23 protein-coding genes are annotated in these 25,795 nt (G+C 53.9%); 14 read left to right on the forward strand and 9 right to left on the reverse strand.

What is annotated here, in order from left to right; translation table 11 throughout:
- Window positions 1-402: 402 nt before the first annotated feature.
- From GSQ70_RS23550 to GSQ70_RS23560, 3 genes are all read left to right on the forward strand, one after another.
- Window positions 403-1,371: a glycosyltransferase gene (locus GSQ70_RS23550; protein ID WP_158784776.1), complete on the forward strand. Its 969-nt coding sequence runs from the start codon at window positions 403-405 to the stop codon at window positions 1,369-1,371.
- Between the two features lie 248 nt (window positions 1,372-1,619).
- The gene (locus GSQ70_RS23555; protein ID WP_158784777.1) at window positions 1,620-3,149 is read left to right on the forward strand and encodes a lipopolysaccharide biosynthesis protein; all 1,530 of its coding nucleotides are present in this window, start codon (window positions 1,620-1,622) and stop codon (window positions 3,147-3,149) included.
- A complete protein-coding gene (locus GSQ70_RS23560) occupies window positions 3,146-4,153 on the forward strand; it encodes a glycosyltransferase (RefSeq protein WP_158784778.1) in 1,008 nt (335 codons plus the stop codon). Before GSQ70_RS23555 ends, GSQ70_RS23560 begins: the two co-directional genes overlap by 4 nt.
- 7 nt (window positions 4,154-4,160) lie before the next feature.
- Here GSQ70_RS23560 and GSQ70_RS23565 read toward each other — a convergent pair whose 3' ends face one another.
- Window positions 4,161-5,510 (reverse strand): sodium:proton antiporter, encoded by a 1,350-nt coding sequence (locus tag GSQ70_RS23565; protein WP_158784779.1) that lies wholly within the window; start codon window positions 5,508-5,510, stop codon window positions 4,161-4,163.
- A gap of 242 nt (window positions 5,511-5,752) precedes the next feature.
- Between GSQ70_RS23565 and hemB the strand changes: the two genes are divergently transcribed.
- Complete coding sequence (gene hemB / locus GSQ70_RS23570) at window positions 5,753-6,730, forward strand: porphobilinogen synthase (RefSeq protein ID WP_158784780.1); 978 nt, start codon at window positions 5,753-5,755, stop codon at window positions 6,728-6,730.
- A 108-nt stretch (window positions 6,731-6,838) separates the two neighbouring features.
- Here the strand turns inward: hemB and GSQ70_RS23575 are convergent, their stop codons facing one another.
- On the reverse strand, window positions 6,839-7,147 hold the full coding sequence (locus GSQ70_RS23575) for an EthD family reductase (RefSeq protein ID WP_158784781.1): 309 nt from the start codon (window positions 7,145-7,147) through the stop codon (window positions 6,839-6,841).
- Between the two features lie 52 nt (window positions 7,148-7,199).
- Window positions 7,200-8,111 (reverse strand): LysR family transcriptional regulator, encoded by a 912-nt coding sequence (locus GSQ70_RS23580; RefSeq protein ID WP_158784782.1) that lies wholly within the window; start codon window positions 8,109-8,111, stop codon window positions 7,200-7,202.
- Between the two features lie 92 nt (window positions 8,112-8,203).
- Between GSQ70_RS23580 and GSQ70_RS23585 the strand changes: the two genes are divergently transcribed.
- Window positions 8,204-8,638: an ester cyclase gene (locus GSQ70_RS23585; RefSeq protein ID WP_158784783.1), complete on the forward strand. Its 435-nt coding sequence runs from the start codon at window positions 8,204-8,206 to the stop codon at window positions 8,636-8,638.
- Window positions 8,639-8,684: 46 nt separating this feature from the next.
- On the opposite strand, the gene umuC is transcribed toward GSQ70_RS23585, so the two are convergent.
- From umuC to GSQ70_RS23605, 4 genes are all read right to left on the reverse strand, one after another.
- Window positions 8,685-9,947: a translesion error-prone DNA polymerase V subunit UmuC gene (umuC, locus tag GSQ70_RS23590; RefSeq protein WP_158784784.1), complete on the reverse strand. Its 1,263-nt coding sequence runs from the start codon at window positions 9,945-9,947 to the stop codon at window positions 8,685-8,687.
- Window positions 9,948-9,949: 2 nt separating this feature from the next.
- The gene (gene umuD, locus GSQ70_RS23595) at window positions 9,950-10,369 is read right to left on the reverse strand and encodes a translesion error-prone DNA polymerase V autoproteolytic subunit (RefSeq protein ID WP_158784785.1); all 420 of its coding nucleotides are present in this window, start codon (window positions 10,367-10,369) and stop codon (window positions 9,950-9,952) included.
- A 509-nt stretch (window positions 10,370-10,878) separates the two neighbouring features.
- Entirely contained in the window at window positions 10,879-11,817 is a 939-nt protein-coding gene (locus GSQ70_RS23600) for an alpha/beta fold hydrolase (protein WP_158784786.1), read from the reverse strand.
- A gap of 162 nt (window positions 11,818-11,979) precedes the next feature.
- Window positions 11,980-12,597, reverse strand: a complete 618-nt coding sequence (locus GSQ70_RS23605) for a TetR/AcrR family transcriptional regulator (protein WP_158784787.1) — start codon at window positions 12,595-12,597, stop codon at window positions 11,980-11,982.
- A gap of 270 nt (window positions 12,598-12,867) precedes the next feature.
- Here GSQ70_RS23605 and GSQ70_RS23610 point away from each other — a divergent pair, with 270 nt between their 5' ends.
- On the forward strand, window positions 12,868-13,761 hold the full coding sequence (locus tag GSQ70_RS23610; RefSeq protein WP_158784788.1) for an SDR family oxidoreductase: 894 nt from the start codon (window positions 12,868-12,870) through the stop codon (window positions 13,759-13,761).
- A gap of 233 nt (window positions 13,762-13,994) precedes the next feature.
- Here the strand turns inward: GSQ70_RS23610 and GSQ70_RS23615 are convergent, their stop codons facing one another.
- Both GSQ70_RS23615 and GSQ70_RS23620 read right to left on the reverse strand, forming a co-directional pair.
- On the reverse strand, window positions 13,995-15,776 hold the full coding sequence (locus GSQ70_RS23615) for a thiamine pyrophosphate-requiring protein (protein WP_158784789.1): 1,782 nt from the start codon (window positions 15,774-15,776) through the stop codon (window positions 13,995-13,997).
- Window positions 15,777-15,864: 88 nt separating this feature from the next.
- Window positions 15,865-16,755, reverse strand: coding sequence for a DMT family transporter (locus tag GSQ70_RS23620; protein WP_370521124.1), 891 nt, complete (start codon window positions 16,753-16,755; stop codon window positions 15,865-15,867).
- A 96-nt stretch (window positions 16,756-16,851) separates the two neighbouring features.
- Between GSQ70_RS23620 and GSQ70_RS23625 the strand changes: the two genes are divergently transcribed.
- The 8 genes from GSQ70_RS23625 (at window position 16,852) to flhC (ending at window position 25,795) form a co-directional block, all read left to right on the forward strand.
- A complete protein-coding gene (locus GSQ70_RS23625; protein WP_158784791.1) occupies window positions 16,852-18,231 on the forward strand; it encodes a PLP-dependent aminotransferase family protein in 1,380 nt (459 codons plus the stop codon).
- A 30-nt stretch (window positions 18,232-18,261) separates the two neighbouring features.
- Window positions 18,262-19,164, forward strand: coding sequence for a MurR/RpiR family transcriptional regulator (locus GSQ70_RS23630; protein ID WP_158784792.1), 903 nt, complete (start codon window positions 18,262-18,264; stop codon window positions 19,162-19,164).
- 288 nt (window positions 19,165-19,452) lie between these two features.
- Window positions 19,453-19,887 carry a hypothetical protein gene (locus GSQ70_RS23635; RefSeq protein ID WP_158784793.1) on the forward strand — a complete coding sequence of 145 codons (435 nt, stop codon included), beginning with the start codon at window positions 19,453-19,455 and terminating at the stop codon, window positions 19,885-19,887.
- 256 nt (window positions 19,888-20,143) lie between these two features.
- Entirely contained in the window at window positions 20,144-21,325 is a 1,182-nt protein-coding gene (locus GSQ70_RS23640; RefSeq protein WP_158784794.1) for an HD-GYP domain-containing protein, read from the forward strand.
- A 365-nt stretch (window positions 21,326-21,690) separates the two neighbouring features.
- On the forward strand, window positions 21,691-22,476 hold the full coding sequence (gene otsB / locus GSQ70_RS23645; RefSeq protein ID WP_158784795.1) for a trehalose-phosphatase: 786 nt from the start codon (window positions 21,691-21,693) through the stop codon (window positions 22,474-22,476).
- A 27-nt stretch (window positions 22,477-22,503) separates the two neighbouring features.
- The gene (gene otsA / locus GSQ70_RS23650) at window positions 22,504-23,934 is read left to right on the forward strand and encodes an alpha,alpha-trehalose-phosphate synthase (protein ID WP_158784796.1); all 1,431 of its coding nucleotides are present in this window, start codon (window positions 22,504-22,506) and stop codon (window positions 23,932-23,934) included.
- A gap of 929 nt (window positions 23,935-24,863) precedes the next feature.
- On the forward strand, window positions 24,864-25,217 hold the full coding sequence (gene flhD / locus GSQ70_RS23655) for a flagellar transcriptional regulator FlhD (protein WP_158784797.1): 354 nt from the start codon (window positions 24,864-24,866) through the stop codon (window positions 25,215-25,217).
- Complete coding sequence (flhC, locus tag GSQ70_RS23660; protein ID WP_158784798.1) at window positions 25,217-25,795, forward strand: flagellar transcriptional regulator FlhC; 579 nt, start codon at window positions 25,217-25,219, stop codon at window positions 25,793-25,795. The genes flhD and flhC overlap by 1 nt, the downstream gene beginning before the upstream one ends.

Consider the following 25,795-nt stretch of genomic DNA (forward strand, 5'->3'; position numbering starts at 1 on the left):
TCATCGCTTCATAAGGGAAGTTGGATGTTAAGAATTTCCTCAGGTGATGGTTACAGCTTGTAAAATGGCCTGACTAAGAAAAATCCTGGTGGCGTGAGTTGTTGATGATTCGTTTAGGGTAGGTTTATTCGCAAATTATCACCGGAAAGCGGTCCATACAATACTTAAATCAGACTTCAAATAATTCAAAGTTGCAATGATTTTAATGTTAAAGATAATGTTGATATACAGGAGGGTATTAATTTCATTTGCAATTAAAAACAAATTGGTTACATAAGAATATAATTGGTATTTTGCCCGGGTATAATTCCTAATACACGCTTAACAGTCGAATGAACATTGAAATTATGGCGCTATTGTTGTTTATTATGGCCCATGCTTTTCGTTAAGAAGAAGAAGACTATGACGCAAAAACTGCTGTCGGTCGTTATCCCTGTCGATAACGCCGAAAAAAATGTCGCCCATTGCTTGGCAGCATTACTTCGCCAGTCTCCCGTTCCTGACGAGATTATTATTGTTCATCACCAGTCTGACACCGCTACGGCGGATGCGCTCCGTGAAATTTCCGGACAGTCTGGCATCGTTATTGCCGCTCGACCCGCCGGGGAAACCCAGAATCTTTGTGATTATGGTACCGGTCTGGCACAGAGCAAATGGCTGTACTGCTGCGACCCTGACGGGCTGGTCAGCGACGGATTTTGTGCGGATTTTACCCGGGTCATTGCCAGTCACCCGCAGGTTGAGCTGTTCTGTTTTAACACCAGGACAGATGAGACAAACCCGTCCTTCAGCGCCCGGGATCATGTTGTTCACCGCCGCCACGGCCTGATGACGGCCCGGCAGGCGTTCAGCGATATGCTGCAGAATGGCGTCTGTCATTCAGCGACCTGTAACTTTGTTGTGCAGAAGCAAAAGCTGGACAGTTGGCAGATTATGCACTGCAAACCCCTGTGTCAGGATTCCGCTTACACGCTGGAAGTTTTCCTGCGATCCGGCCAGGCCTGGGTCAGCGACAAGTGCCATTACAGTCTGCGTTCGCCCGCCGCCGTAGCGGTAGTCTCGGTGAAAGACGAACACAGTTTCCGTGGCCGTTATGATGCCTTTGTCAGTGGCTATGAAAAATTAACGCGACTCTCTGAAGATTCTCGTGCTTCACAGGAATTACGGCGGCTGTATCTTATTCAGTCTTTTAAATCGATGATGCAGATCGCGCAGAATAATGGTATTCAGACGCCTGATTTTTTATTTAATGCCATCCATTACTTTGGTCGTGACTTACGGGCAGGTTCATTGACTAACTGGATATTGCTGAGAAAACCGGAACTGTATAATGTGCTTTTTCGCACTAAGTCTGGTACTGCTCATGTTTAGCGCTGCTTAAGTGTTGGCTGTTTTAATTTTGAAACCTGGTCTTCTTACCCTGAATAACAGCCGGAATGGCTGTGGTAAGCATGCCGGGTGCCTTTCTTTTATAACAAATTGTTGCTGAAGGTGATCAAAGAAGCCAGCGGCTGGCCGCTGCATGGTTTTTTAAGATTATTTCCCTGATGCCGTACCAGCGACAATTTGTTAGTCTGAATTATCAAATCCTGGTATCTCAGTCACAATAAGAAGAGATTATGTCGATTAAGCGTAATGCGGTTGCGAATTATGTCGGGCAACTCTATTCCACTCTGGCCGGTATTCTTGTCGTGCCATTGTATATTCATCAACTGGGAATGGAGATTTATGGCCTGATCGGTTTTTTCTCTATTTTGCTGACATGGCTCCAGCTGCTGGACGTGGGGATCTCCACCACTCTGTTACGTGAAGCGGCCCGTTATCGTGCTAATAAAGAACAGAATCCCTATTTTCCTTCCCTGTTTGGCACGCTGGGCAAGTTTTTCCTGATCTCCTCGGCCGTACTGGTGGTGCTGGGCTGGATTGCCACGCCTTACATTGCCTCTCACTGGCTGCATGCGAAAACCATTCCTCACCAGGATCTGATTATTGCCGTGGCGGTGATGGTGCTGACGGCGGCTATCCGCTGGCGTACCGGGCCTTTCCGCAGCGTGATTGTCGGTTATGAACACCAGGTCTGGCTGAATGCGTTGAACGTGATTGTCATTACGCTGCGTACTTTTGGTGCGGTGTTTGTGATTCGTTTTGCTTCCAATCCGGTGATCTTCTTCTTTGGCTGGCAGCTTGCGATCTCGGTGGCTGAAGCCGCCTGCTGTATCTTCAAGTCTTACCAGTTGGTTCCGCGCACGGGTCGCAAAACCAAAGCGCCGGACTTTAACACCGTCATCAAACCTTTCCTGAAATTTGCGCTGGGTGCGGCTTTTTCCAGCGCCATCTGGACCTTTATTTCGCAGATTGACCGTCTGGTGCTTTCCAAAACGCTGCCGCTGGCAACCTACGGTTCCTTTACCGTGGTGGCAACGGCTGCCACCGGCATCGTGATGCTGAGCAGCCCGATCATGCAGGCTATCGTGCCAAGAATGACCGGGATGAAAACCAACACCGGGAATGGTGAGCAGGAAACCCTGAAGCTCTACCGCTGGACCACTCAGGCCGTCAGTATCTTTATGGCACCGCTGAGTATCACCATTGCTCTGTATCCGACCCAGCTGATCTGGGCATGGACGCAGAATGCCCTGATTGGCGAACAGATGTCACTGGTGATGACTCTTTATGCTCTGGGCAGCGGGATTCAGGCTATTTGTGGTCTGCTTTATAACCTGCAATACGTCAGTGGCAACCTGTCGCTGCACATGAAAGGCTTTACCGTTTTTGCCATCGTGCTGATCCCTCTGAACATCTTTGCGGCAATGCATTATGGCGCGCTGGGAACCGGCGTGGTCTGGCTGGGGCAGAACATCTTCTATCTGCTGGTCTGGGCTTATATTGTGCACCGTAAGTTTGCCCCGAAAATTCATATTCCCTGGCTGACCCGCGACGTGATGCTGATTTGGGGTGTCTCCGCCGTGGTGGCCTTCGTCTCGCTGTACATTCCTTTTGAGTGGAACGTTAACCGCTGGCTGAACCTGCTGTTCCTCGGAATTATCGGCTTTATCAACCTGATGATTTGCTGCCTGTTCCACAGCAAGGTCGGGGAATCTCTCAAAAACATGACTTTTCGTCGACTGAACCTGCGGGGTGAAAGATGAGCACTGTCAACGTCCTGGCTGAGAAGCCAACCCTGTCAGTCATTATCCCCGTCTATAACGGACGGGAATATCTGAGTGAAGCAATTGATTCACTGCTTCGGCAAACTGCGATACCGGATGAGATCATTATCATTGATGATGGCTCTACTGATGGAACTGACCAGCTGATCGCCGACTATTGCGCCGCTCACTCTTTTATCCGGTTGATCCGCAATGCCCGCGGTGGCGTGAGTGCCGCCCGTAACAAAGGCCTCGACATCGCTACCGGGCAGTTCATCTATTTCATGGATGCGGATGATTATGTCGGTCCGACGCTGTTTGCTGATTTTATTCGTGAAAAGCAGGCCTGCCCGGACCTGGAGCTGTTCGGCTTCTCAGCGAAAATGTTCCCGGACCTGCCAGTGGAAAAGAGAACCTATGAAAATGCTCATGGCCGGGCAACCGTGGGGCTTTTTAAGGGAGGAACCCAAACACTGCAGCAGTTGCTTGACACTGAATCCGCTCACCGGGTGCTGTGGTCAAGCGTGATCTCCCGCGAGTTAATTAACCGCAGCGGCAGCGTTTTTCTGCCGATCCAGAATCATGAAGATGCGCCGTTTATGTTTAATCTTTATCTCCACGCCCGGTGTCTGTTCCTCACCGCCAATGCTTACTACTTCAAGCGGTACAGCCTGGGGTCGCTGTCGGTGGCGACCCGTGATTTCTCGTGGGTGAAGAACTATTTCATTGCCCGGGAGGGGACCGAGAAGGCTATTCTGGCTTCCGGTATCCTGGTGGACAATAAGTTGGTTGATTACTACTACTCTCCGGTGATGGGAGGGTGCCTGGCCATGGTGAGAAAACACGATATGGCCGTGCCGAAAGAGTATCAACCGGCTTTCAGTTCACTGGTGCGTAAGATGACCCGTAACAATCTGAAGTTCAGCATTATCTGGTACTGCCATCCTCTTTACACCAGCCTGACCTGGTGTAAAAGAAAGCTTTCTGGTTTTAGCATGACCTGATCCCTGTTCAGGGATCTTTGCGGCTGGCGGCGGCAATTTTTGCCTGCCGCCAGTTGAGTAAAGGCGTTACGGAAATGCCGTGTACCACCACGCTGGCGACAATCAGCGTAAAGGCCATATTGGCCATCTGCGTCACCTCTTCTCCTGCCAGCCCGTGAGTATAAGCCCAGGCAATATAGTTAATACTGCCAATTCCCCGGATACCCAGCCAGCCGATAATCAGCCGGTGCTGGCGTGGAGCTTTTATTCCCAGGGTTGCCATCCATACGGAAGCCGGACGGATCAGTAAGAAAAGCAGGGCCGCCATGACTAACCCCCCCGGGTCCCAGTGCTGAGCCAGTGTGACCCCCAGCACAATGATGATCCCCGCTGCGAACAAGCGTTCCACCGTATCGCCAAAAGAGAGTGCGTCACCCACCACCAGGCCTGCCGAACTGGCGGGATTGGTTTCACCCGGTTCGTGACGGATATGGGGATTGACCATAACCTCTGCCGGCGGCCGGTTTTCGATGTCCTGAAAGATGTCTGCGGGCTGGCGGTTAATGACCCGCATCTCGGCGCGGCGCAGTCCCACTCCGGCAGCAAAGGCGGCGAGAAATCCTGAGGCATCCAGGGCCTGTGCTGCAGCATAGCTGAGGGCAATCAGCGCCAGCGCCAGGAAATCATTCGGTGCCACGTCCTGATGCGTATGGCGCAAATGCGTGGCGTACTGTCCGACAAAGCGGCCCAGTACAAATCCAATCCCCAGTCCGCCTGCAATGGCCCAGAGCACATCCTTCAGCGCCCACTGACCAAACTGCTCCAGGGATAAGTCGCCATGTCCCGCAATCAGCATCACTGCCAGCATCAGCAGCGGCAGGGCGGTGCCATCATTCATTCCCGCTTCACTTGAGAGCGAAACGCGCAGGTTATCGTTGTCCCGCGCATCATTCACAGCGATCAGACTGGCCAGTACCGGGTCGGTGGGGGCGACAATCGCGGCAAATGCCAGAGCGAACGGCCAGGAAAGACCGGTGAGAAAGTGAGCCGCCACCGTCACGCCCGCCACGGTAAGCAGCATGCCGGGAAACGCCAGCCGCAGCCCAATGCGCCAGCCCTGGCTTTTTAACGGCAACCTCAGCTTCAGACCGGTAATAAACAGCGAAGCGGCCATGGCTATTTCGGTGATATTTTTCGCCAGTTCAGCATGCGCCGCGATATCAACCCGCAGCAGGTCCAGCACCCAGGGACCGCTGATCACACCGGCGACCAGATAGAGGGCAAATGCCGTCACCGGGCCACGGTTGATCCAGCCTGATGCCAGTGACATTAACAGTAACAGTCCGCCGGTGGCGGCGGTCCAGCCAAGAAATCCCATTTTTACTCCTGTTTCAGTTTCCTTAAGTATGGACGCGAAACGGGTAGCCTGTTGAAAAGGCGTCTTTTTAAGACAATTTCAGGACGGGAATGCCATCAGAGATACGCATTCTGTGCCGTTGTTCGGGCGGTAAGCGCTGCAAAGATTGTCAGAAAGCGCGCAGAGGTATACTGTTAGCGGACTCACTTTTTTGTCACCCGTGGCGGGTTTATCGCCGCGACAGTTGCTAATCCGAGGTTGTTTTGTCCAGTTATTCTCCAGGGCTTCGCCCACGACGCCTGCGTCAGACCCCATCTTTCCGCTCAATGTTTCAGGAAACTTCCCTCAGCATTAACGACCTTGCACTGCCGATCTTTGTTGAGGAAGGGCTGGATGAGTACAAAGCGATTCAGGCGATGCCTGGCGTGATGCGTATTCCGGAAAAGCGTCTGGCGTATGAAATTGAACGCATTGCTAAAGCGGGTATCCGCTCGGTAATGACTTTTGGTATCTCTCACCATACCGATGCGGATGGCAGCGATACCTGGCAGGAGAACGGTCTGGTGTCCCGCATGTCCCGTATCTGCAAAGATACCGTGCCGGAAATGATCGTGATGTCGGATACCTGCTTCTGCGAATACACCACTCACGGCCATTGCGGTGTGCTGCATGATCACGGTGTGGATAATGACGCCACGCTGGCTAACCTGGGTAAACAGGCCGTTGCTGCTGCCCGCGCGGGGGCGGATTTCATTGCGCCTTCTGCGGCAATGGATGGTCAGGTTGCCGCTATCCGCCATGCGCTGGATGAGGCCGGATTTACCGATACCGCCATCATGTCTTACTCCACCAAATTTGCCTCTTCCTTCTACGGCCCGTTCCGTGAAGCAGCCGGAACGTCGCTGAAGGGCGATCGCAAAACCTACCAGATGAACCCGATGAACCGTCGCGAAGCGATTCGTGAATCACTGATCGATCAGGCTGAAGGTGCAGATGCGCTGATGGTGAAACCGGCGGGTGCTTATCTGGATATTATCCGCGACGTGCGTGAGCGCACCGAACTGCCGCTGGCGGCTTATCAGGTAAGCGGTGAGTACGCGATGATCAAGTTTGCCGCACAGGCTGGTGCGATCAATGAGCAGGACGTGGTGCTGGAAAGTCTGGGGGCGATCAAACGTGCTGGTGCGGATCTGATCTTCAGCTACTTTGCGCTGGACCTCGCTGAGAAGAAACTGCTGTAACCCGACGGGTTGAATAGATTCGCTCGCCTGCAGGCGAGGGAGACACGGTTTGCCGGGGCGGAATGTATTCCGCCCTTTTACTGTCCGGCACTCCTCGCGCTATGGAACTTATTCCACCACTTCTGAAATCCACTTCACCGACTTGAGGTTGGTAAAATTCGCCACGTCACCCACGATCTCATCAACGTGGCCTTCCATGCCTTTTTTCAGATCGTCAACGGAACGGCAAACCAGGTGGCAGGCGGCAATATAGGGTGCCTGAGTGCCTTCCGGTGTGGCAATGATTTTGTCGATGGAATACGACAGCAGAAAATCACCCATTCTCTCTTTGATCAGCGGCAGATGCACATCGCGATAATAGTCGTGGTCAAATTCCCCGTTTTCAGTGTTCGGGTACAGCACGCTGTATTTAATCAAAACTTCACCTCTGTGGTTACACCCGGCGCGCCTTCCGCACCGGCAGCTACCATTATAGCGAGGATGCCAGAGAGTCAATTAACGCTCTGAGCCACTGCTGAGCGGCTGAGTTGTCATTGCGCCGATGCCAGATCAGATCGAAGGGGATCACCGGCAGCTCCAGTGGCGGTGTGTAAAGCCGCAATTTATCTCTGGCGGAACAGTTCAGCGCCACACGCTCCATTACCGTGGCGGCCATATCCGTGGCGGCGACCACTTCCGGTGCCACGAACATCTGCGGCAGCACCAGCGCGCGGGTTCGTTGCAATCCCTGCCGCGCCAGCGCCTGATCCACCACGCCGTAACCATCTCCTTCCGGTGACACCAGGATATGCTTCAGCGCCAGAAAGCTGTTGATGTCCATTTCCCTTTTCGCCGCCGGGTGATCGTGACGCAGCAGGGTAACAAACCGATCCTGTAACAGCGGGCGAGACAGTATCCGGCTGTTCTGAGCACTGGGCGGGACGCCAATTGCAGTATCAATTTTTCCGGCATCCAGCAGATCGATCACGCTGTCGCGGTTCGCCACTGCCAGCACCTGTAGCGTAACGCCCGGAGCCTGCTGCTCCAGCGCTTTGCTCAGCGACGGCAGCAGCACATAAGCCGCATAGTCAGACAGCCCCAGGCGGAAGGTCTGGCTCACCGTGTCGGGCGCAAAGGCGGGGCGGGTAATCAGCGCTGACTCCAGCTGCTGCAATGCACTGGTCACCGGTCCGGCAAGTTCATTCGCCCGGGCAGTGGGATGTAACCCTTCAGCGCCACGCTGGAACAGGGGATCGCCAAACAACGTGCGCAAGCGTGCCAGCGCCGCACTCATTGCAGGCTGACTGACGCCCACCCGACTGGCAGCACGTGTGACATTTCGCTCGTTGAACAGCGCGTTGAAAGCCACCAGCAGATTCAGGTCGATACCGTGAAAATTCATAAATCGTATAATCGTCTATACCGGTTATTTGTTGGATTGATAATAAGCGGCGGCTTACTATCAGGCAATCACTTACCCGATGGAGTTGAATAATGAGCCATTCTGATACCGACCGCCTGCTGGCCGAGCGTATTGCCGTGGAAACGGTGTACCGCGCTTTTAATGATAAAAATCCCGATCTGCTGGACAAGGCCGTCAGCACTGACTGGCAGGATATCCCGCTGGCACCGGGGCAGGGACCGGGTGCAGCCGGGTTCAAACCGATCCTCCTTGGTTTTATTGAGGCGCTGCCGGATGTGAATATTGAAATCCACGAGATGATCCAGCTACCGGGGCGTATTGCCGTGCGTGCGGAAATCACCGGCACGCATCTGGGCAACTTTATGGGCATTGCCGCCACCGGGAAAAAAGTCAGCTTCGCCATTCATGAGTTCCATCATCTGGATAAAGGACGGATTACCACCACCTGGCATCTGGAAGACTGGTTCGGGCTGTTCCGCCAGCTGGAGCAGTTCCCGGCAGGCTGAACCCGGAATTAAGCCCGGGGTAATTGTTGCTGCTGAAGCCTCAGGATCACTTCACCACCGGGAAATCGGCAACGCGCGTGGTCCAGGCCGGAGACAGCATCTCACGCTTCATCGCCCAGGATTTCTGGATACCCTGGCCGGCAAACCAGACGGTGCCCCGGCCGGAGCTGTTCAGCCGATCGACGACCTGCATCAGCGCGGCACTGTCTGGCCGCGGCTGGTGCTCACCAAACAGCGCTAACTGCGCCACGCCCTGGCTGAAGAAATCACTCAGCATCACCCCGGCTTTCATATAGCGATGGCCGTCGATCCAGATGCGATCCAGCGCTTCGGTCGCCACGCGGATAATATCCCGTGTATCGTTGGAAGGGGTCAGCAGCTGGCCTGAGGACTGGTTGCCATAGAAGATCTCATCCTGGGCATGCGGGCTGGTACGGACAAACACGCTGATAAAGCGGCAGAATTGCTTCTCCTCCCTCAGTTTCTCGGCGGCGCGTTCGGCGTAGGCACAGATTGCCTGATGCATATCGCCATATTCCGTGATGCGGCTGCCAAAGGAGCGGCTGCAGATAATCTGCTGTTTGGTCGGGGAAAACTCTTCCAGCGCCAGGCAGGGTTCTCCGCGCAGCTCACGGGATGTTCTTTCCAGCACCACATTGAAGTGCTTGCGGACCACCCAGCTGGAGCATTCGGCCAGATGCAGGGCGGTTTCAATTCCCATCAGGTTCAGTTTTTTACTGATACGCCGCCCGACGCCCCAAACCTCGCTGACCGGCACCAGCGCCAGCAGTTTGCGCTGGCGATCGACACTGGACAGATCGACCACGCCACCCGTTTTTTTCCAGGTTTTTGCCGCATGGTTGGCCAGCTTGGCCAGCGTCTTGGTGGGCGCGATGCCAACCCCGACGGTCAGACCGGTTTCTTTGAGCAACCGCTGACGGATTTCGCGGCCAAATGCTTCGAGATTGACGCACTTGCCGACGCCCGTCAGGTCGAGAAAGGCTTCATCAATCGAGTAGATCTCCGCTTTGGGAGCCATCTCTTCAAGGATAGTCATCACCCGCAGGCTCATGTCGGCATACAGCGCGTAGTTGGAGCTGAACACCTGCACCTTATGGCGACGGAGTTCATCCTTCAGTTGGAAGTACGGGCCTGCCATTTTGATGCCAAGCCGTTTGGCCTCGGCAGATCGCGAGATGATACAGCCATCATTATTGGAAACCACCACCACCGGTTTACCCTGCAGATCGGGGCGAAACACCGTTTCGCAGGAGGTGTAAAAGCTGTTGACGTCCACCAGGGCAAACATACTTATTTATTTGATTTAAGGGTAAAAGTGACCACGCCAAAAATCTCCAGGGCTTCGTCACTGTGAAACAAGATAGGGGAGTAGCTGCTGTTACGTGGTCTCAGCTGCAGCGACGGACGGGTGCATAACTCCTTTACCGTAAACTCGCCATCGATGGCGGCAATCACAATATCGCCATGTTCCGCCGTCAGCGAGCGGTCAACCACCAGCAGATCGCCGTCACCAATTCCTGCCTCAATCATCGAATCGCCGCTGACCTTCACAAAGTAGGTGGCGCTCGGATGTCTGATCATCAATTTGTTCAGATCCAGCCGCTCTTCGACATAGTCCTGCGCCGGGCTGGGAAAGCCGCACGGTACACGTTCGATAAACAACGGCAGCGGCAGAAGTTTATTCAGGGTGGAAGGGGAAATGAACTGCATAATCGTTTCTCTTGAATAACTGTGTTTATATACAGTATCGTCAGTCAGCGGTAACGATCAAGAGTCTTGCCGGAATATTCCGGAAAGCGTTTGAAGTGGTGAGGAATTTAGACTGCGGGTTTCTTAAAAATCATCCTGACCGCTGCCTGAAATCCTGCATTTTATTCGGAGCAGGCCGTAATGTCCTGGCTGGCCTGGGGAAAGAGCCACAAATTATGTGGCTCTTTAGACGGTTTTCTCTGAACTGATGAGGCTCATCTGTCTGTTCGAAATCCGTCTCAATCTTTATTGTGTGGTAGCTAATTTCAACGTTTGCGTTTAAAAACAGCCCTGGTAGCCTTTTGTGGGATGCAATCGTTCATCCATGTGGCTGTAGAAATCACAGTATTATTCTGAACGAATTTTAACGCTATTAATCAGGAAGTTTGGCCTGCTGATGAAACGATCGGGAATTTTGTCTGGTAAGCGTTGCGGTGGGCGCGCCAGCATGCTCCGGCGCGCAATAGCGATCAGATAAAGAAGCCGCTGAGTTCGCGGGCGATGACCTGCGGCTGCTCTTCAGGCAGGAAGTGTCCGCAATGCGTCACCAGCACACCCGCGACATCTTCAGCGAAAGGGCGCAGCGGTGTGGCCATATCGGCGATCGAACCCTGTTCAGCACTGATGGCGAGGATCGGCATGGCCAGTTTTCCTTTCTTCACCCGTTCCCGGTTTTGCGAGGCGGAAAGGGCTGCCGCACGGTAATAAGCCAGTCCTGCACGCAAGCCGCCGTTCAGCATCAGGATCCGCAGATACTCAGCCATATCTTCTGCGGAGAAGACATCCGGACAGGCGGTTTTTCTCTTCAGGAACCAGTCGAGATAGACAAGCTCTTTGCCAGCAATCAGCGCCTCCGGCAGATCCGGAATGGCATGGAAGGCAAAGTGCCAGGTTTTCCAGGCTTTATCTGGCGTGACGGGAAGGGCATCCGGTAGCGTGACGCCCGGAATACCGGCATCCAGCAGCACCAGCTTTCTGACTTCACTGCCATAGAGCGAGGCATAGGGCCAGGCAACCCAGGCCCCGACGTCATGGGCGGCCAGAAAATAGCGGCTGACGCTGAGCTGTGCCAGCAGGCCATGCACTTTCGCCGCCAGCGACTTCGTGTCATAGCCGTTTTCCGGGCGATCGGAATCCCCCTGGCCCGGCAAGTCGGGCGCGATAATACGATAAGTGGGTGCCAGCTGCTGCATCACGCTGCGCCAGGCGTACCAGCTCTGCGGAAAGCCTGCCAGCAGTACCACGGTTTCGCCGTCCGGGTTTCCGCCCGTCACGTAATGCATTCTGATGCCGTCAACAGTGGCGTAACGGTGTTCGAAACCGGTCAGCGTCCGGTCCTGATGTGTGGCAGGCCCGGCTTCAGCCCGACGGGGAGGGAGGGGTGCAATAGCTTCTTTTTTTGATGGCATGACAGGATCTCAGTAGTGGATTTCAGTTATTGATGACTCACATTATTTAGGAAATATTTATTTCCTAAATTGGCGATTTTTTATCATTGCCAGCACTATTTCTGTGTGCTGGCTGAATTTTCACGGCTTCAGAATGGGCCTTTCCGCTGGCCTGGTTTGCTCTCAGTCCAGCAGTTTCAGGGCCAGACGGAGGGTCTCTTCCCGGCCAGTGACGTTCTGGATTTTACCCACGACCCGCAGGCCAAAAGTGAGACACAGCAGTACCCCTGCCGCCGCTTCAACGTTCAGGCTGACAGATACTGAGCCATCTTCCTGTCCACGGGTCAGCAGTGAGATCAGGAACTTTTTATTGCGCATCACCGCGCGCTGAACCAGATCGGCCAGCTCAGCGTCCAGCACCTGCAGTTCCGTTGCGCTGCCCGTCACCAGACAGCCGCGCCTGCCTTCCAGATCCTGAGCCGACTCCAGATAAAACCGCAGCAGTTCTGCCAGCTGTTCGCGTCCTGTGGCGTATTTTTCCAGGCGTTGTTGCAGGTCGGCGTTTCTCACTGAGGTATAGCGCTCAAAGACCTGCAGAAACAGCGTGCGTTTATCCTTGAACGCTTTATAGATACTGCCCGCCGTCAGATTCATAGCCCCACTGAGATCGGCGACGGAGGCGGCATGAAATCCCTTTTGGCGGAAAACCAGCATGGCGTTGTCCAGCGCCAGCTCAGTATCAAACTCTCGTGGCCTGCCGCGCTCTTTGTTTGCGCTGCGGGGAAGGGAAGATGTGCTCATGGTTTCTCAATGAATAAGGAAATTACCATTTCCAAAATGCCACGACAGCATGAAAAAGGGAAGAGAATATTGGCGCGTTTCAGGGGGCCGCCCTGAGTAGTAAGGGAGGTGCAGGAGAGACATGGTCTGAACGGGCAGGCTGCACTCTGCTAATAAATTTCGGCAGAGAGCAGTTGACCGTTAGCAGGGAACTGGCTGCGTCACTGATGTGACAAACTTCACAAATGTGCCAGGCTTAAAGCACTGTGAATAATCATAAGGAAAAACAAGATGTCAGCTGAAAATAAAAAAAGTCTTCTTTCGGTCGATTATCCCGCTCCTCCGTTTGCCGAACAGCCGCAGCCTGTTCCAGGTCTCGCCAGTAAAATGATCCCGATTCCCGATCATGGTGAAAAATCGTATCGCGGTTCCGGCCGCTTGCAGGGGCGGAAGGCGTTGATCACCGGGGGCGACTCTGGTATTGGCCGTGCGGTGGCGATTGCCTATGCCCGTGAGGGGGCAGATGTTGCGATCGGTTACCTGCCTGAAGAAGAGGCCGATGCCGCAGAAGTGATCGCACTGATTAAGGCGGAAGGGTGCAAAGCCATTGCCCTTCCCGGCGATATCCGCGACGAAGCCTTTTGCCAGCAACTGGTAAAAGAGGCTGCCACTGAACTTGGCGGGCTGGATATTCTGGTCAATAACGCTGGTCGTCAGCAATTTAATGAATCCATCCGCACTTTAAGTACGGAAGATTTCGATGCGACTTTTAAAACCAATGTTTATGCAATGTTCTGGATAACCAAAGCCGCTGTGGATTATCTGCCGCGTGGCGCAGCCATTATTAATACCAGCTCAGTTCAGGCTTACGATCCGAGTGATATTCTGCTGGACTATGCCCAGACCAAAGCCAGCATCGTCGCGTTTACTAAATCACTGGCGAAGCAGTTGGGTAAAGAGGGAATTCGGGTTAATGCCGTTGCCCCGGGCCCCTACTGGACGCCACTACAGTCCAGCGGCGGTCAGCCACAGGAAAAAGTGAAGCAGTTTGGTGCCTCAGCGCCGCTTGGTCGTCCGGGACAGCCCGCTGAAATTGCTCCGCTGTATGTGGCCATGGCCTCGACGGAAAGCAGCTATACCTCTGGCCAGGTCTGGTGCTCTGATGGCGGTACAGGAACGCTCTGACAGCCGTTGCCAAAAACGAGACCGGTAGAGCATTATCTTCCTCTGGAGGGATATGGCGGCTCGAAACCTGTGTAACCGGGGTAACGTCGAAACTTTTGATTGGTGCCTCGCAGGCTATCTTCGCCCATCGGCCAAAAAAAAAGCCTCCATACGGAGGCTGAATAATTCGTTGCAGTGGAAAATCACTAAATGGTTAGTCAGCTATCTTTCTGAAAAGTTCAACGAATTCCCGTTCAGTTTTTCTTATGGAACATCTGACTGGCGGTATCGCTGATTGCCTGGAGGGCTCCCCGGTCGCCTTTCGCCATGGAACTCATAAAGGCTTTAGCCTGGCTGAAGGTTATATGGGGGGGCAGGGGAGCCACTTCCGGATCGGTTTTCACTTCCAGTACCACAGGACGGTCTGCCTGTAACGCCCGTCGCCAGGCATCGGCCAGCGCTTCAGGAGTATCGACACGGATGCCCTGCAGGCCCAGCGATTCGGCAAACTGCGCATAGTGCACGTCGGGGAGCTGCTGGGTGGCCTCAAATCGCTCATTTCCTTCCATTACCCGCTGCTCCCAGGTCACCTGATTGAGATCCTGGTTATTGAACACACAGACAATCAGGCGGGGATCGGCCCACTGCTGCCAGTATTTCTGGATGGTAATTAGCTCGGCCATATTATTCATCTGCATTGCACCATCACCCACCAGAGCGATAACCGGCTTGCCAGGATTGGCGAACTTCGCAGCGATGGCATAAGGCACTGCTGCACCCATACAGGCAAGGCCGCCGGAGAGAGTGGCGCGCTGGCCCTGTTTGACCCGATAATCACGGGCAAACCAGTTGGCGCAGGAGCCGGAATCTGAGGTGACAATCGCATCATCAGGCAGTTGAGGCGACATTTCCCACACCACGCGCTGTGGATTAACCGGATTAGCCGGGGCCATTGCGCGCTCTTCCATTAAAACCCACCAGTCACGGATCTGCACCGCTATCTCTTCCTGCCAGTGACGATCCTGCTTCTGTTCCAGCAGCGGCAGCAGGGCACGCAACGTTTCCGCCGCATCACCGTGCAGGGCAACTTCGCAAGGGTAGCGCAGGTTAAGCATTGCGGGGTCGATATCAATCTGAACGGCTCGCGCCTGGCCTTCCGGCGGCAGGAATTCGGTCCACGGGAAACCGCTGCCAATCATCAGCAGCGTGTCGCAGTTCTGCATCAGTTCCCAGGAAGGTTTGGTTCCCAGCAGCCCGATGGCACCCGTGACGAAGGGGGCATCGTCGGGCAGCACATCTTTACCCAACAGCGCCTTGGCGACGCCAGCCGCCAGCAGATTAGCGGCCTGTACTACCTCCACCGCCGCGTTACGGGCACCGGAACCAATCAGAATAGCCACTTTCTTACCGGCATTAAGTACGGTGGCGGCGCGCTGCAAATCGACCTCGTAAGGCACCACTTTTGGTCGTTGATAGCCGGGGCCGGAGTGGGTATAGCCATGCAGATGCTTCGGTGGCTGCCACTCTTCATCCTGAATATCTTTGGGAATAATCAGCACTGCCACGCCGTTTTGGGCAATAGCCAGACGTATACCACGATCGATCAGATGGCGAATTTGTGCCGGAGCCGCCGCTTCCTGCACAAAGTTCGCCACGTCGGCAAAGACCCGATCGAGATTCATTTCCTGCTGATAGCTGGCCCCGCGCGCGGTACTTTCTGCCTGGCCGGCTATCGCCAGCACCGGCGCGTGATCCATTTTGGCATCGTACAGGCCGGTCAACAGATGGGTCGCTCCCGGCCCGCCGGTGGACAGACAGACCCCAGGCTCACCGGTAAATTTGGCATGACCTGCTGCCATAAAGGCTGCCATCTCTTCGTGACGCACCTGTATAAATTCAATGCCATCACCTGCTTTATTGGCGCGTTGGATCGCCCCCAGCACGCCATTGATGCCATCGCCGGGATAGCCGTAAATCCGCGTCACGCCCCATTCTTTCAGACGCTGCACAAAAAAATCGCTGGTTTTGCTGCTCATTGTCATCAATCCCTCTTGTGTCGGTCTGAGACCTTAAAGGATAGATGACGCTGAAGGTCGGTGCTGAAACGGGCCGGAGCCGCAGGGCTTATCCGGCGAATTTTTTCGCCCCGGCAACGCAGAGAACAGCAGCCAGACTCACCGCCAGCATCATCCAGCTGACGGTTTCATGCAACAACAGGGCGGCCAGTCCCAGCGCCATAAAGGGCTGAAACAGCTGGAGCTGGCCGACGGCAGCAATGCCCCCCAGCGCCAGCCCACGGTACCAGAAGATAAAACCAATCAGCATGCTGAACACCGAGACATAGGCAAAGCCGATCCACGCCGGAGTGCTGACTTTGCTGAAAGAAACGGGTAGCGTCAGCAGGGCAAGAGGAAGCATCACCGGCAGTGACAGCACCAGTGCCCAGCTGATCACCTGCCAGCCGCCAAGACTGCGGGAGAGCCGGGCACCTTCGGCATAGCCCAGCCCGCAGACAATTACCGAGACCAGCATGTACAGATCCCCAATGGAAGAGCCGGAGGTTTCGCTGAACAGGGCATAACCGGCCACCACCGTGCTGCCCGCCAGTGAGAACAGCCAGAAAGCCGGACGGGGCCGCTCGCCACCGCGCAGCACGGCGAAAATGGCGGTACACAACGGTAGCAGGCCGATAAACACGATGGAGTGGGCAGAGGAAACATGCTGTAAAGCCAGCGAGGTCAGCAGCGGGAAGCCCACCACCACGCCCAGTGCAGTCACCAACAGCGGCAACACTGTTTCTCTGCCTGGCAGGCGTTGTCGCAGCGCGATCAACAGGATCGCTGCCAGCAGCGCCGCCACGCTGGCTCTGGCACAGGTCAGAAACGTCGGGTTGAGATCGCTGACCGCCGCCCGGGTGGCTGGTAGCGAACCGGCAAAAATAGTGATACCCAAAAAACCGTTGATCCAGCCACTGGTTGTACTCTTCATTCTTCTCTCCTGTTTACCTGACACCAGTAAAGCATTGAGCCGCAGCGGCAGACCAGCTACAGTGCAGTACAATTTAAAGAAACTGTATTGCTATAAAAGGCAGTACACTTCGGGAGAAAGTGGATGGTTCAGCCTCTGACCCGGATTGATGCCGTAATGGCAGAAGTTCGCACTAAAATCGCCGGTCGCACTTATCTGCCCGGAACGCGGTTGCCATCCGTCCGTGCGCAGGCCCGTACGCTGCAGGTATCTGTTTCCACCGTAGTGGAAGCCTATGAAAGGCTGGCGGCGGAGAATGCCATCATCGCCAGGCCTGGTGCGGGTTTCTTTGTTACCGGCCCGGTTGCTCCGCTGGCACTGGCACGGCTCGGCCCACAGCTTGACCGGGATATCGATCCTTTATGGGTCTCCCGGCAGTCACTGGACAGTGAACCCGGCAGCCTTAAACCGGGCTGTGGCTGGCTGCCTTCATCATGGATGTATGAAGAGGGGATCCGGCGGGCATTGCGCAGCGTGGCGAGAACTGCGGGCGCGACCCTGACCGACTATGCCACCCCGGCAGGCCATCCCGGACTACGTCAGTTTTTGCTGCGCAGGCTGGCGGTAGCGGGAGTGGAAACTTCCGCACCGCAGATGATGCTGACTGAATCGGGGACGCAGGCCATCGATCTGATTTGCCGCTTTCTGCTGGAGCCGGGTGATACGGTGTTGGTGGACGATCCCTGCTATTTTAACTTCCACGCTCTGCTGAAGGCGCACCGGGTGAACGTGGTGGGCGTGCCTTACACTCCCAGCGGGCCGGACACCGACGCTTTTGCCTCTGCGCTGCAGGAGCATTCGCCACGAATGTATATCACCAATTCCGGCATTCATAATCCAACCGGGGCCGTGCTCTCGCCGGTGACGGCTCACCGTGTGCTGAAGCTGGCAGAAACCTCAAACCTGGTGATTGTTGAGGATGATATCTTTGCCGATTTTGAGGTCAGCCCCGCGCCAAGGCTGGCCGCCTTTGACGGCCTGTTGCGCGTGATCCAGATTGGCAGCTTTTCCAAAACGGTCTCCGCCTCTTTGCGCTGCGGTTACATTGCCGCCCGGGCTGACTGGATTGAAAGCCTGATCGATCTCAAAATCGCTACCAGCTTTGCGGGAGGAGGGCTGGCCGCTGAGCTGCTGCTGACTGCGCTGACTGACAGTGGCTACCGGCGACATATGGAGTCGGTGCGGGTCAGGCTGGCACAGGCGAGAGCGCGAACAGCTCAGCAGCTTGCGCAAATCGGCATAACTCCGTGGCTGCTTCCCTCCTCAGGCATGTTTCTGTGGTGTCGTTTACCGCAGGGGGCCGATGCGGTCAGCGTGTCCCGCCACTGTCTGCAAAACGGCGTGGTACTGGCTCCGGGTAACTCCTTCAGCCAGTCGCAGAGCGCCGGAGATTTCCTGCGCTTTAACGTCTCGCAGTCTGAGAATGCGCGAATATTTTCCGTGCTGGCCAGCGCCCTGATGTAAACTGTTCTCATTTAACTACCCGGGCCCGATGTGAATACTTCAACCGTCTCTTCCAGCCGCAAGCGTCACGATCTGTATGGCGAACGTTTTCGCGCCCGCCAGCATGAGCTTTCACCCCGCCTGTTTAGCGTTGCGCAGTATATCGATCGGCATCGGGGGGCAGTGCTGCATAAAACGGCGATTGAAATTGCGGCTGACACCCAGACTTCCGATGCCACGGTGATCCGGGCTATTCAGGCGCTGGGGTTTTCCGGGCTGCGGGATCTGAAAAATGTGCTGGCGGCGTGGCTGGATGAAACGCTCAGCACCTCGGCGAGAATGGCCACAACGGTCAGTGCGCTGACGGCGGACAGCAACTCCAGCATTGATTTCGTGCTGAAAAGCTATCTTATCAGCTGCGAGATGCTGGCCTCTGACGCTAACCGTGAGGCGATTTCTCACGCCACTGCTTTGCTTAAAGCGGCAAAGCGGGTGGCGGTTTTTGGGATCGGTGCCTCGTCACTGCTGGCAGATTACGCCGCCCGCTTGTTCAACCGAAACGGCACGCCCGCCTATGTGCTTAACCGTACCGGGGCGGCTTTGAGCGAACAGCTAATCGGTATGAATAAGGGCGATGTGCTGATCATGATGGCACAGCGCAGTGCGCACCGGGAAGGAACGACGACGGTTGAAGAGGCGCAGCGGCTTGGCATCAGCATTATTTTGCTGACCGGTACGCCGGACGCGGCGTTTGTTAACGTTGCTGATACGGTGATCCTGATCCCCCGCAGCGCCGAGGCGGAAAAAATCCCGGTGCATGGCACGCCGATGATTTGCCTCGAAATCCTTGTACTTGCCCTCGCCGCATCAGCGCCTGAACGGCCAGTGAAGACTGTTAACCGGTTGTACGAACTGAGCAATTCCCTGACTAAACCGCGAAAAAATGGGCGCTGAGAACGCCGTCAGGAATCACCGGCAGAAATAAACGTTTCTCTGATTTGTTTTAATAACATTAAAACGTAACAGAAAATAATAACACCCTGACAGAATAATAATATTTCCATGACACCATATTTTTAAAAAGACGGCTTTATTTTTAAAATGGCTTTGTTATATTGTGCCCTGAAATAATAAAACCTCTTTCAGAGTGGTCAGCGAAAACCTGCAAACAATAAAATACCCTCGCCGGATTTCGCCCGGTCAACATTATCTGCAAGTTGAAAATGATGAAAAGGAGAAGTTATGTTAAGGATATTCACCGTTGCTTTACTGGTTCTGAGTGCCGCGCAGGGCAGCGCAGCAGCAACGACAACCCGCCCAGAGGTGGCTGACAATGTCCATGCATGGAGTGGGGAACAGGGGGTTCAGGTCTGGACGCTGCGCTATGGTCATCCGGATGAACATAAAGCACTGGTACAGATAACGCAAATTGACCATGCCTTGAAGAATAAAATCCAGCTGATGGACGTGGATAAAAAAGGCAAGCGCCGGGATTATTCCGTCATGGTTGATGGCAGGAAATATGTTGCACTGATCATTACGGGTAATAACCGGGGTGAACTTTATCTTCCCGGTGAAGCAGAAAGTTATAACCTCTATTTTAATAAAGAACTTTCTGAAGAAGGGAATGCACAATTTTTCCTGACGGATTATCTGCAACAGGAAAATAGACAGTAATTCAGAGCGCTTCATTTCCCACTCACTGATTTCATTATCTGCATGCTAAAGAGGGCTTTGGTCTGACGGCGTGTACTGCCCCTGGCAGTGATAGCTGTGGGTGGGCTCATTTGCTCTCATTTCCATCAACAATATTGCTGAAGTGTAAAAATTTAGTAAATGATGCGTTTAAGCGTCACCCCCATTGAAGGTTTCAAAGGTCAGGCCGATACCTGTGCTGAATGGAGGAACCGGCAGGAAACCCGGGAGAGTCAGAATGATAATAAAAGTTCAGGCCCATGAGTTGCGAACCGGGATGTATGTCCACAAGCTGGAGGTTTTCTGGCTGAAAGATCCCCTGGTTCACAACGCTATGTTGCTTACTACCCAGCAACAAATTAACAGCATCGTGGAAAACGACATTAAAGAAGTCTGGATCGACCTGGATAAAGGGCGCGGGCCGGAACTCGTGGCAGCACTGGATGAACCTGAGCTGCCTGAAGTGGCCACAGAATCGGGCGATATGTATCAGGAGATTGAGCAGGCCCAGGCAATTTGTCTGAATGCCAAAGGGCAGGTGATGGATATGTTCAGCGATGCACGGCTGGGCAGAACCATCGACACGGTCAGCACGCTGCCGTTGGTGGATGAAATCGGCGGATCGATCAGCCGCCATCCGGCGGCACTGCTCAGCGTGGTGCGCCTGAAAACGCACGATGACTATACCTATCTGCACTCTGTGGCGGTGTGCGCGCTGATGGTTTCGCTGGCGCGTCAGTTGGAGCTGGACGAGGAGCAGATCCGCCGCGCCGGGACTGCCGGGCTGCTGCATGACGTGGGTAAAGCGGGGATCTCGCTGGCAATCCTCAATAAGCCCGGCAAGCTGACCGGCCCGGAGTTTGAAGTCATGAAACAGCATCCGGTGCTTGGAGAGGCGCTGCTGAGGAAAAGTGGAGCCAGGGAAGATCTGCTGGACGTGGCGCTGCATCATCATGAAAAAATGAATGGCAGCGGCTATCCGCATGGTCTGAAGGGCAAAGAGATTTCGCTGCTGGCGCGGATGGCTGCGGTCTGCGACGTGTATGATGCGGTTACTTCCAACCGGCCGTATAAGGCGGGCTGGAATCCGGCCAACGCCATGCACCATATGGCCAGCTGGGAAGGGCACTTTGACCGCAAAATCTTCTATGCCTTTGTAAAGGCGGTGGGAATCTATCCGGTCGGCTCGGTCGTGCGTCTGGCATCGGGACGGGTGGCGGTGGTGGCAGAACCTGGCGTGGGATCACTGTTGCAGCCTAAAGTCTGTGTCTTTTATTCGCTGGTAACCAATCAGTCTCTCTGTCCGGAGATTGTTGATCTGGCAGACCGCTACTGCTGGGACAGCATTGCCAGTCCCGAAGAGTCAGCGTGCTGGAGTGAAGTCAACGTCGATTCACTGTGGATGAAGCCAGTCGCCTGAGGTTTTTTGCCAGGGGGCGCAACGTCTCGCATCCCTGACTTCTGGTTTTCTGTATTTTCCTGTAGTTGTCAGATGTCTTTCATCTTTTTCCTGTATCATTCTCTGCCGTTATTTACCACTCTTAACAATTACGCAACAGCCTGCTGTGGCTGCTGGTCTGGCAGAACGCGGATCAGCGACTATACTGAAAGCTGAAGTTGTTGCGTACCGGGCAATAAGGGGAGTCCGGCAGCATCTGCCGTGCAGTGCTGACAGGGAAAAAACAGTACCAGTAATCTGATGATATCTGACACCATAAGTCCCGCCAGTCTCCCCCCGTGCCCGCGCAACTTGGGCCGCAGCAACAGCCTGATGAACGTATCGCTATGACACATCTAATCAGGAGGAATACTGTGAATACCCAGAACGAGTCCGTGCCCCCCTTATCTCCGACTGGTCGCTATGCTCTCTTTTTCGACGTTGACGGTACCCTGGCGGCGATCCAGCCGCGACCGGATGAAGTCTTTATTCCGGAAAAGACCCTCGGCAATTTACAGCGGCTGGTGGAGCTGAGTGACGGTGCCGTGGCACTGGTTTCCGGCCGCCCGATCAGCGAGCTGGATGCGCTGGTCTCGCCGTTACACCTTCCTCTGGCTGGTGTCCATGGTGCAGAACGCCGTGATGCTGCTGGTCAGATTGAACGCCTCTCACTGCCGGAGAATGTGGCTGAGTCGCTCTCTTCGCTGCTGAGCGAGGCGATGGCCGCCCTGCCGGATACGCAGCTGGAAAAGAAAGGCATGGCCTTTGCGCTGCACTATCGCCGCGCGGAACACTTTCAGCAGGACGTTCTGGCGCTGGCTGAATCAGCGATCGAACGCTTCCCGATGCTGACGCTGCAACCCGGCAAATGCGTGGTGGAAATTAAACCAAAAGGTGTCAATAAAGGGGCGGCCATTGCCGCATTTATGCAGCAGGCTCCCTTTACCGGCAGAACGCCGGTTTTTCTTGGTGATGATTTGACCGATGAAGCAGCATTTAAAACGGTCAATGCCATGGAGGGTATCACAGTCAAAGTGGGAGAGGGCCAGACTGACGCAGTGTATCGCCTGCGGGATGTTGACGCTGTTTACCACTGGCTGGAACAAACACTATTACAATTAGATCAAGACTAAAAATCTAAGGTCGAGGAGTCAAAGGTTATGAGTCGTTTAGTAGTCGTATCTAACCGCATCGCTGTACCCGATGGATCGAAAGCCAGCGCAGGCGGTCTCACCGTTGGTATCATGGACGCGCTGAAAACCACCGGAGGATTGTGGTTTGGCTGGAACGGCGAAATCAATGAAATCGGCGAGGATGACGAAGAGATGAACCTGTTCGAACAGGACAGCGTCACCTACGCCTCTTTTGGGCTGAACCAGAACGATTACGATCTTTATTACCTGCAATTTTCCAATGCCGTGATCTGGCCTGCGTTTCACTACCGGCTGGATCTGGTCAATTTTCAGCGGGAAGCCTGGGAAGGGTACTGCAGCGTTAATAAAATGCTGGCGAAACGTCTGCTGCCACTGCTTGAACCGGATGATATTCTGTGGATCCATGACTATCATCTGCTGCCGTTCGCCGCCGAGCTGCGCGAACTGGGCGTCAATAACCGCATTGGTTTCTTCCTGCATATTCCGTTCCCGACCCCGGAGATCTTTAACGCACTGCCGCCGCACAATGAGCTGCTGGAGATGCTGTGTGATTACGATCTGCTGGGCTTCCAGACGGAAAACGACCGTACCGCCTTTCTGGAATGCCTGTCGCTGCTGACGCTGGTACAGACCAAAGGAAAACAACACACCGCCTTTGGCAACCACTTCACCACTGAGGTTTACCCCATCGGGATAGAGCCGGACAGCATTAAAGAGATGGCGGAAGGCCCGCTGCCACCGAAGATGGCGGCGATGAAGAAAGATCTCGGGGATGCCAAGAACATTATTGCCTGCGAGCGGCTGGATTATTCCAAAGGGCTGCCGGAGCGTTTTCTGGCTTATGAAGAGCTGCTGGAAAACTATCCGGAGCATCGCGGGAAGATTCGCTATTCGCAGATTGCGCCAACTTCCCGCGGGGATGTGCAGGCCTATCAGGATATCCGCCACCAGCTGGAGACCGAAGCCGGACGAATTAATGGCAAATACGGCACGCTGGGCTGGACGCCGCTCTATTACCTGAACCAGCACTTCGATCGCCGTCTGCTGATGAAAATTTTCCGCCTGACGGACATCGGTCTGGTGACGCCCCTGCGCGACGGCATGAACCTGGTGGCGAAGGAGTATATTGCCGCTCAGAACCCTCAGGACCCTGGCGTACTGGTGCTGTCACGTTTTGCCGGGGCAGCCAATGAACTGACTTCAGCGCTGATTGTGAATCCTTACGATCGTGGCGAAGTGGCTGCAGCTTTGAATCAGGCGGCAACCATGCCGCTGAATGAACGTATTTCACGGTATAACGACATGATGGCAGTGCTGCGCAGAAACGATATTACCCACTGGCGCAAAACCTACCTGAAGGATTTGCAGGCGATACCGGCCCGCAGCAAGGAGCAGGGGGAGGCCAACAAAGTTGCCGCCTATCCGCGGCTAGCATAATGCATGCCAGCTAAAACAAAGGGCGATCTCAGATCGCCCTTTTTTATTTGACTTTAGGAATCCTGGGAAGGCAAAAAGAGCGGTATAAGGGCCAGTTAAAAGAAAAAATGGTAAAAATGCGCCTTTTTACTCAAGAATCAGCACGCCGTGCCGATACTAACCCTGCAGGGGCAAAACCTGTGTGAAAACATTCACATCCCTAATGTAACCGTCGGTTACATCTCCTGGCATGCTCTAAACACAAGCTTGGCGCGGCTTACAAAAGACAAACACTTCCTGATAAAAACCTGCGTTATGTCACATTTCACCGATGGTATTGCCTAACGATAGTCACATTCTGTGATTACTTTTTACACGTATCATAACTGCAATACACAGCATTTAATGCTGCTTATTTTTGTCAATGCGGATAGTTACGCTAATTTTGATCTAAATCACGTCACCGTTCCGTTTAATCTGCGTAAAAAGAATCGTTTTCATTTGAAAATGTATGCTAAAGGTTAAAAATTAACATAAAGCGCCCAATTTGGTTAGTTAGTGAACTAATCAACAGCTTTCCTGAAGAGTTTTTTTGTCAAATTTGCCCTAAAAGTGTGATCTGTGTCACACTTTATCTAAAATTTGTCCTGGCTCTCGTTGTATCCAAAAATTAGAGCGGATAAAGTTGCGTTGTTTTCGGAATAGTCCTAAAACAGGAACCGAAACAGGAAAGGATGATGTCAGGGAAGAGGAGATACTCAGGAGCAGTAACTGGCAAAATGAGTTAATGACTACTTTCTGTTAGGCCACCATTTTGGTAGCCATCAGCTTCGCAAACGTTTGGCTTCTGCCACTAAATTTTTTGCCATCTTTAGATTTACCAACCAGCAACCAAGGTAGCGGCGTAATCCGCAAACGTTTAAGTAGCGTCAGTCAGGATGGATAAAAAAATGGGTACATCAGAATTACTCAAACATATTTACGACATCAACTTGTCATATTTATTGCTTGCACAACGTCTAATTAACCAGGAAAAAGCTTCTGCTATGTTCCGTCTGGGTATCGACGAAGCGATGGCTGATGCGCTGTCTCAGTTAACCTTACCTGAAATGGTAAAACTGGCCGAAACCAATCAGCTGGTTTGTCAGTTCCGCTTTAACGATCACAATACGATTACCCGCTTAACGCAGGAATCCCGTGTGGACGATTTACAGCAAATCCACACCGGCATTCTGTTATCAAGCCGTTTATTACGCAACGTGTCGGAGAAAGCCGACGAGTTGCCGAAAAAGAGGGCGAGTTAATGAGCGAGAAAAGTATTGTTCAGGAAGCACGTGATATACAGCTGGCGATGGAGTTAATTTCGCTGGGTGCACGTTTGCAAATGTTGGAAAGCGAAACGCAACTGAGCCGCGGCCGTTTAATTAAACTTTACAAAGAACTGCGCGGCAGTCCGCCACCAAAAGGCATGCTGCCATTTTCTACCGACTGGTTTATGACATGGGAGCAAAATATTCATGCTTCAATGTTCTGTAATGCCTGGCAGTTTTTACTCAAAAGCGGGCTGAGTAAGGGCGTGGAGGCTGTGATCAAGGCCTATCGCCTGTACCTTGAGCAGTGCCCGCAACAGGACGAAGGCCCGCTGTTGGCGCTGACCCGTGCCTGGACCTTAGTCCGGTTTGTTGAGAGCGGAATGCTCGAACTGTCCGACTGCAAATGCTGCGGTGGCAGCTTTATTAACCACGCGCATCAGCCTGTTGGCAGTTTTGTCTGCAGCCTGTGCCAGCCGCCATCACGAGCGGTAAAAAGACGTAAACTTCTCCCGGAATCTGCCGATAACATTTCACAACTGCTGGATGAACAGGTTAAACAAGCCGTTTAA

It is taken from the genome of Pantoea sp. BAV 3049, from assembly GCF_009765445.1.
Taxonomy (GTDB): domain Bacteria; phylum Pseudomonadota; class Gammaproteobacteria; order Enterobacterales; family Enterobacteriaceae; genus Erwinia.

Excerpts from the sequence above, each read along its gene's own strand:
- otsB (WP_158784795.1), top strand. The coding sequence starts at position 21,691 with ATGACACATCTAATCAGGAGGAATACTGTGAATACCCAGAACGAGTCC.
- GSQ70_RS23635 (WP_158784793.1), top strand. The coding sequence starts at position 19,453 with ATGTTAAGGATATTCACCGTTGCTTTACTGGTTCTGAGTGCCGCGCAG.
- GSQ70_RS23605 (WP_158784787.1), bottom strand. The coding sequence starts at position 12,597 with ATGAGCACATCTTCCCTTCCCCGCAGCGCAAACAAAGAGCGCGGCAGG.
- flhC (WP_158784798.1), top strand. The coding sequence starts at position 25,217 with ATGAGCGAGAAAAGTATTGTTCAGGAAGCACGTGATATACAGCTGGCG.
- GSQ70_RS23565 (WP_158784779.1), bottom strand. The coding sequence starts at position 5,510 with ATGGGATTTCTTGGCTGGACCGCCGCCACCGGCGGACTGTTACTGTTA.
- GSQ70_RS23610 (WP_158784788.1), top strand. The coding sequence starts at position 12,868 with ATGTCAGCTGAAAATAAAAAAAGTCTTCTTTCGGTCGATTATCCCGCT.
- umuC (WP_158784784.1), bottom strand. The coding sequence starts at position 9,947 with ATGTTTGCCCTGGTGGACGTCAACAGCTTTTACACCTCCTGCGAAACG.
- otsA (WP_158784796.1), top strand. The coding sequence starts at position 22,504 with ATGAGTCGTTTAGTAGTCGTATCTAACCGCATCGCTGTACCCGATGGA.
- GSQ70_RS23560 (WP_158784778.1), top strand. The coding sequence starts at position 3,146 with ATGAGCACTGTCAACGTCCTGGCTGAGAAGCCAACCCTGTCAGTCATT.
- flhD (WP_158784797.1), top strand. The coding sequence starts at position 24,864 with ATGGGTACATCAGAATTACTCAAACATATTTACGACATCAACTTGTCA.
- GSQ70_RS23580 (WP_158784782.1), bottom strand. The coding sequence starts at position 8,111 with ATGAATTTTCACGGTATCGACCTGAATCTGCTGGTGGCTTTCAACGCG.
- GSQ70_RS23555 (WP_158784777.1), top strand. The coding sequence starts at position 1,620 with ATGTCGATTAAGCGTAATGCGGTTGCGAATTATGTCGGGCAACTCTAT.
- GSQ70_RS23615 (WP_158784789.1), bottom strand. The coding sequence starts at position 15,776 with ATGAGCAGCAAAACCAGCGATTTTTTTGTGCAGCGTCTGAAAGAATGG.
- umuD (WP_158784785.1), bottom strand. The coding sequence starts at position 10,369 with ATGCAGTTCATTTCCCCTTCCACCCTGAATAAACTTCTGCCGCTGCCG.
- GSQ70_RS23585 (WP_158784783.1), top strand. The coding sequence starts at position 8,204 with ATGAGCCATTCTGATACCGACCGCCTGCTGGCCGAGCGTATTGCCGTG.
- GSQ70_RS23625 (WP_158784791.1), top strand. The coding sequence starts at position 16,852 with ATGGTTCAGCCTCTGACCCGGATTGATGCCGTAATGGCAGAAGTTCGC.
- GSQ70_RS23600 (WP_158784786.1), bottom strand. The coding sequence starts at position 11,817 with ATGCCATCAAAAAAAGAAGCTATTGCACCCCTCCCTCCCCGTCGGGCT.
- GSQ70_RS23640 (WP_158784794.1), top strand. The coding sequence starts at position 20,144 with ATGATAATAAAAGTTCAGGCCCATGAGTTGCGAACCGGGATGTATGTC.
- GSQ70_RS23550 (WP_158784776.1), top strand. The coding sequence starts at position 403 with ATGACGCAAAAACTGCTGTCGGTCGTTATCCCTGTCGATAACGCCGAA.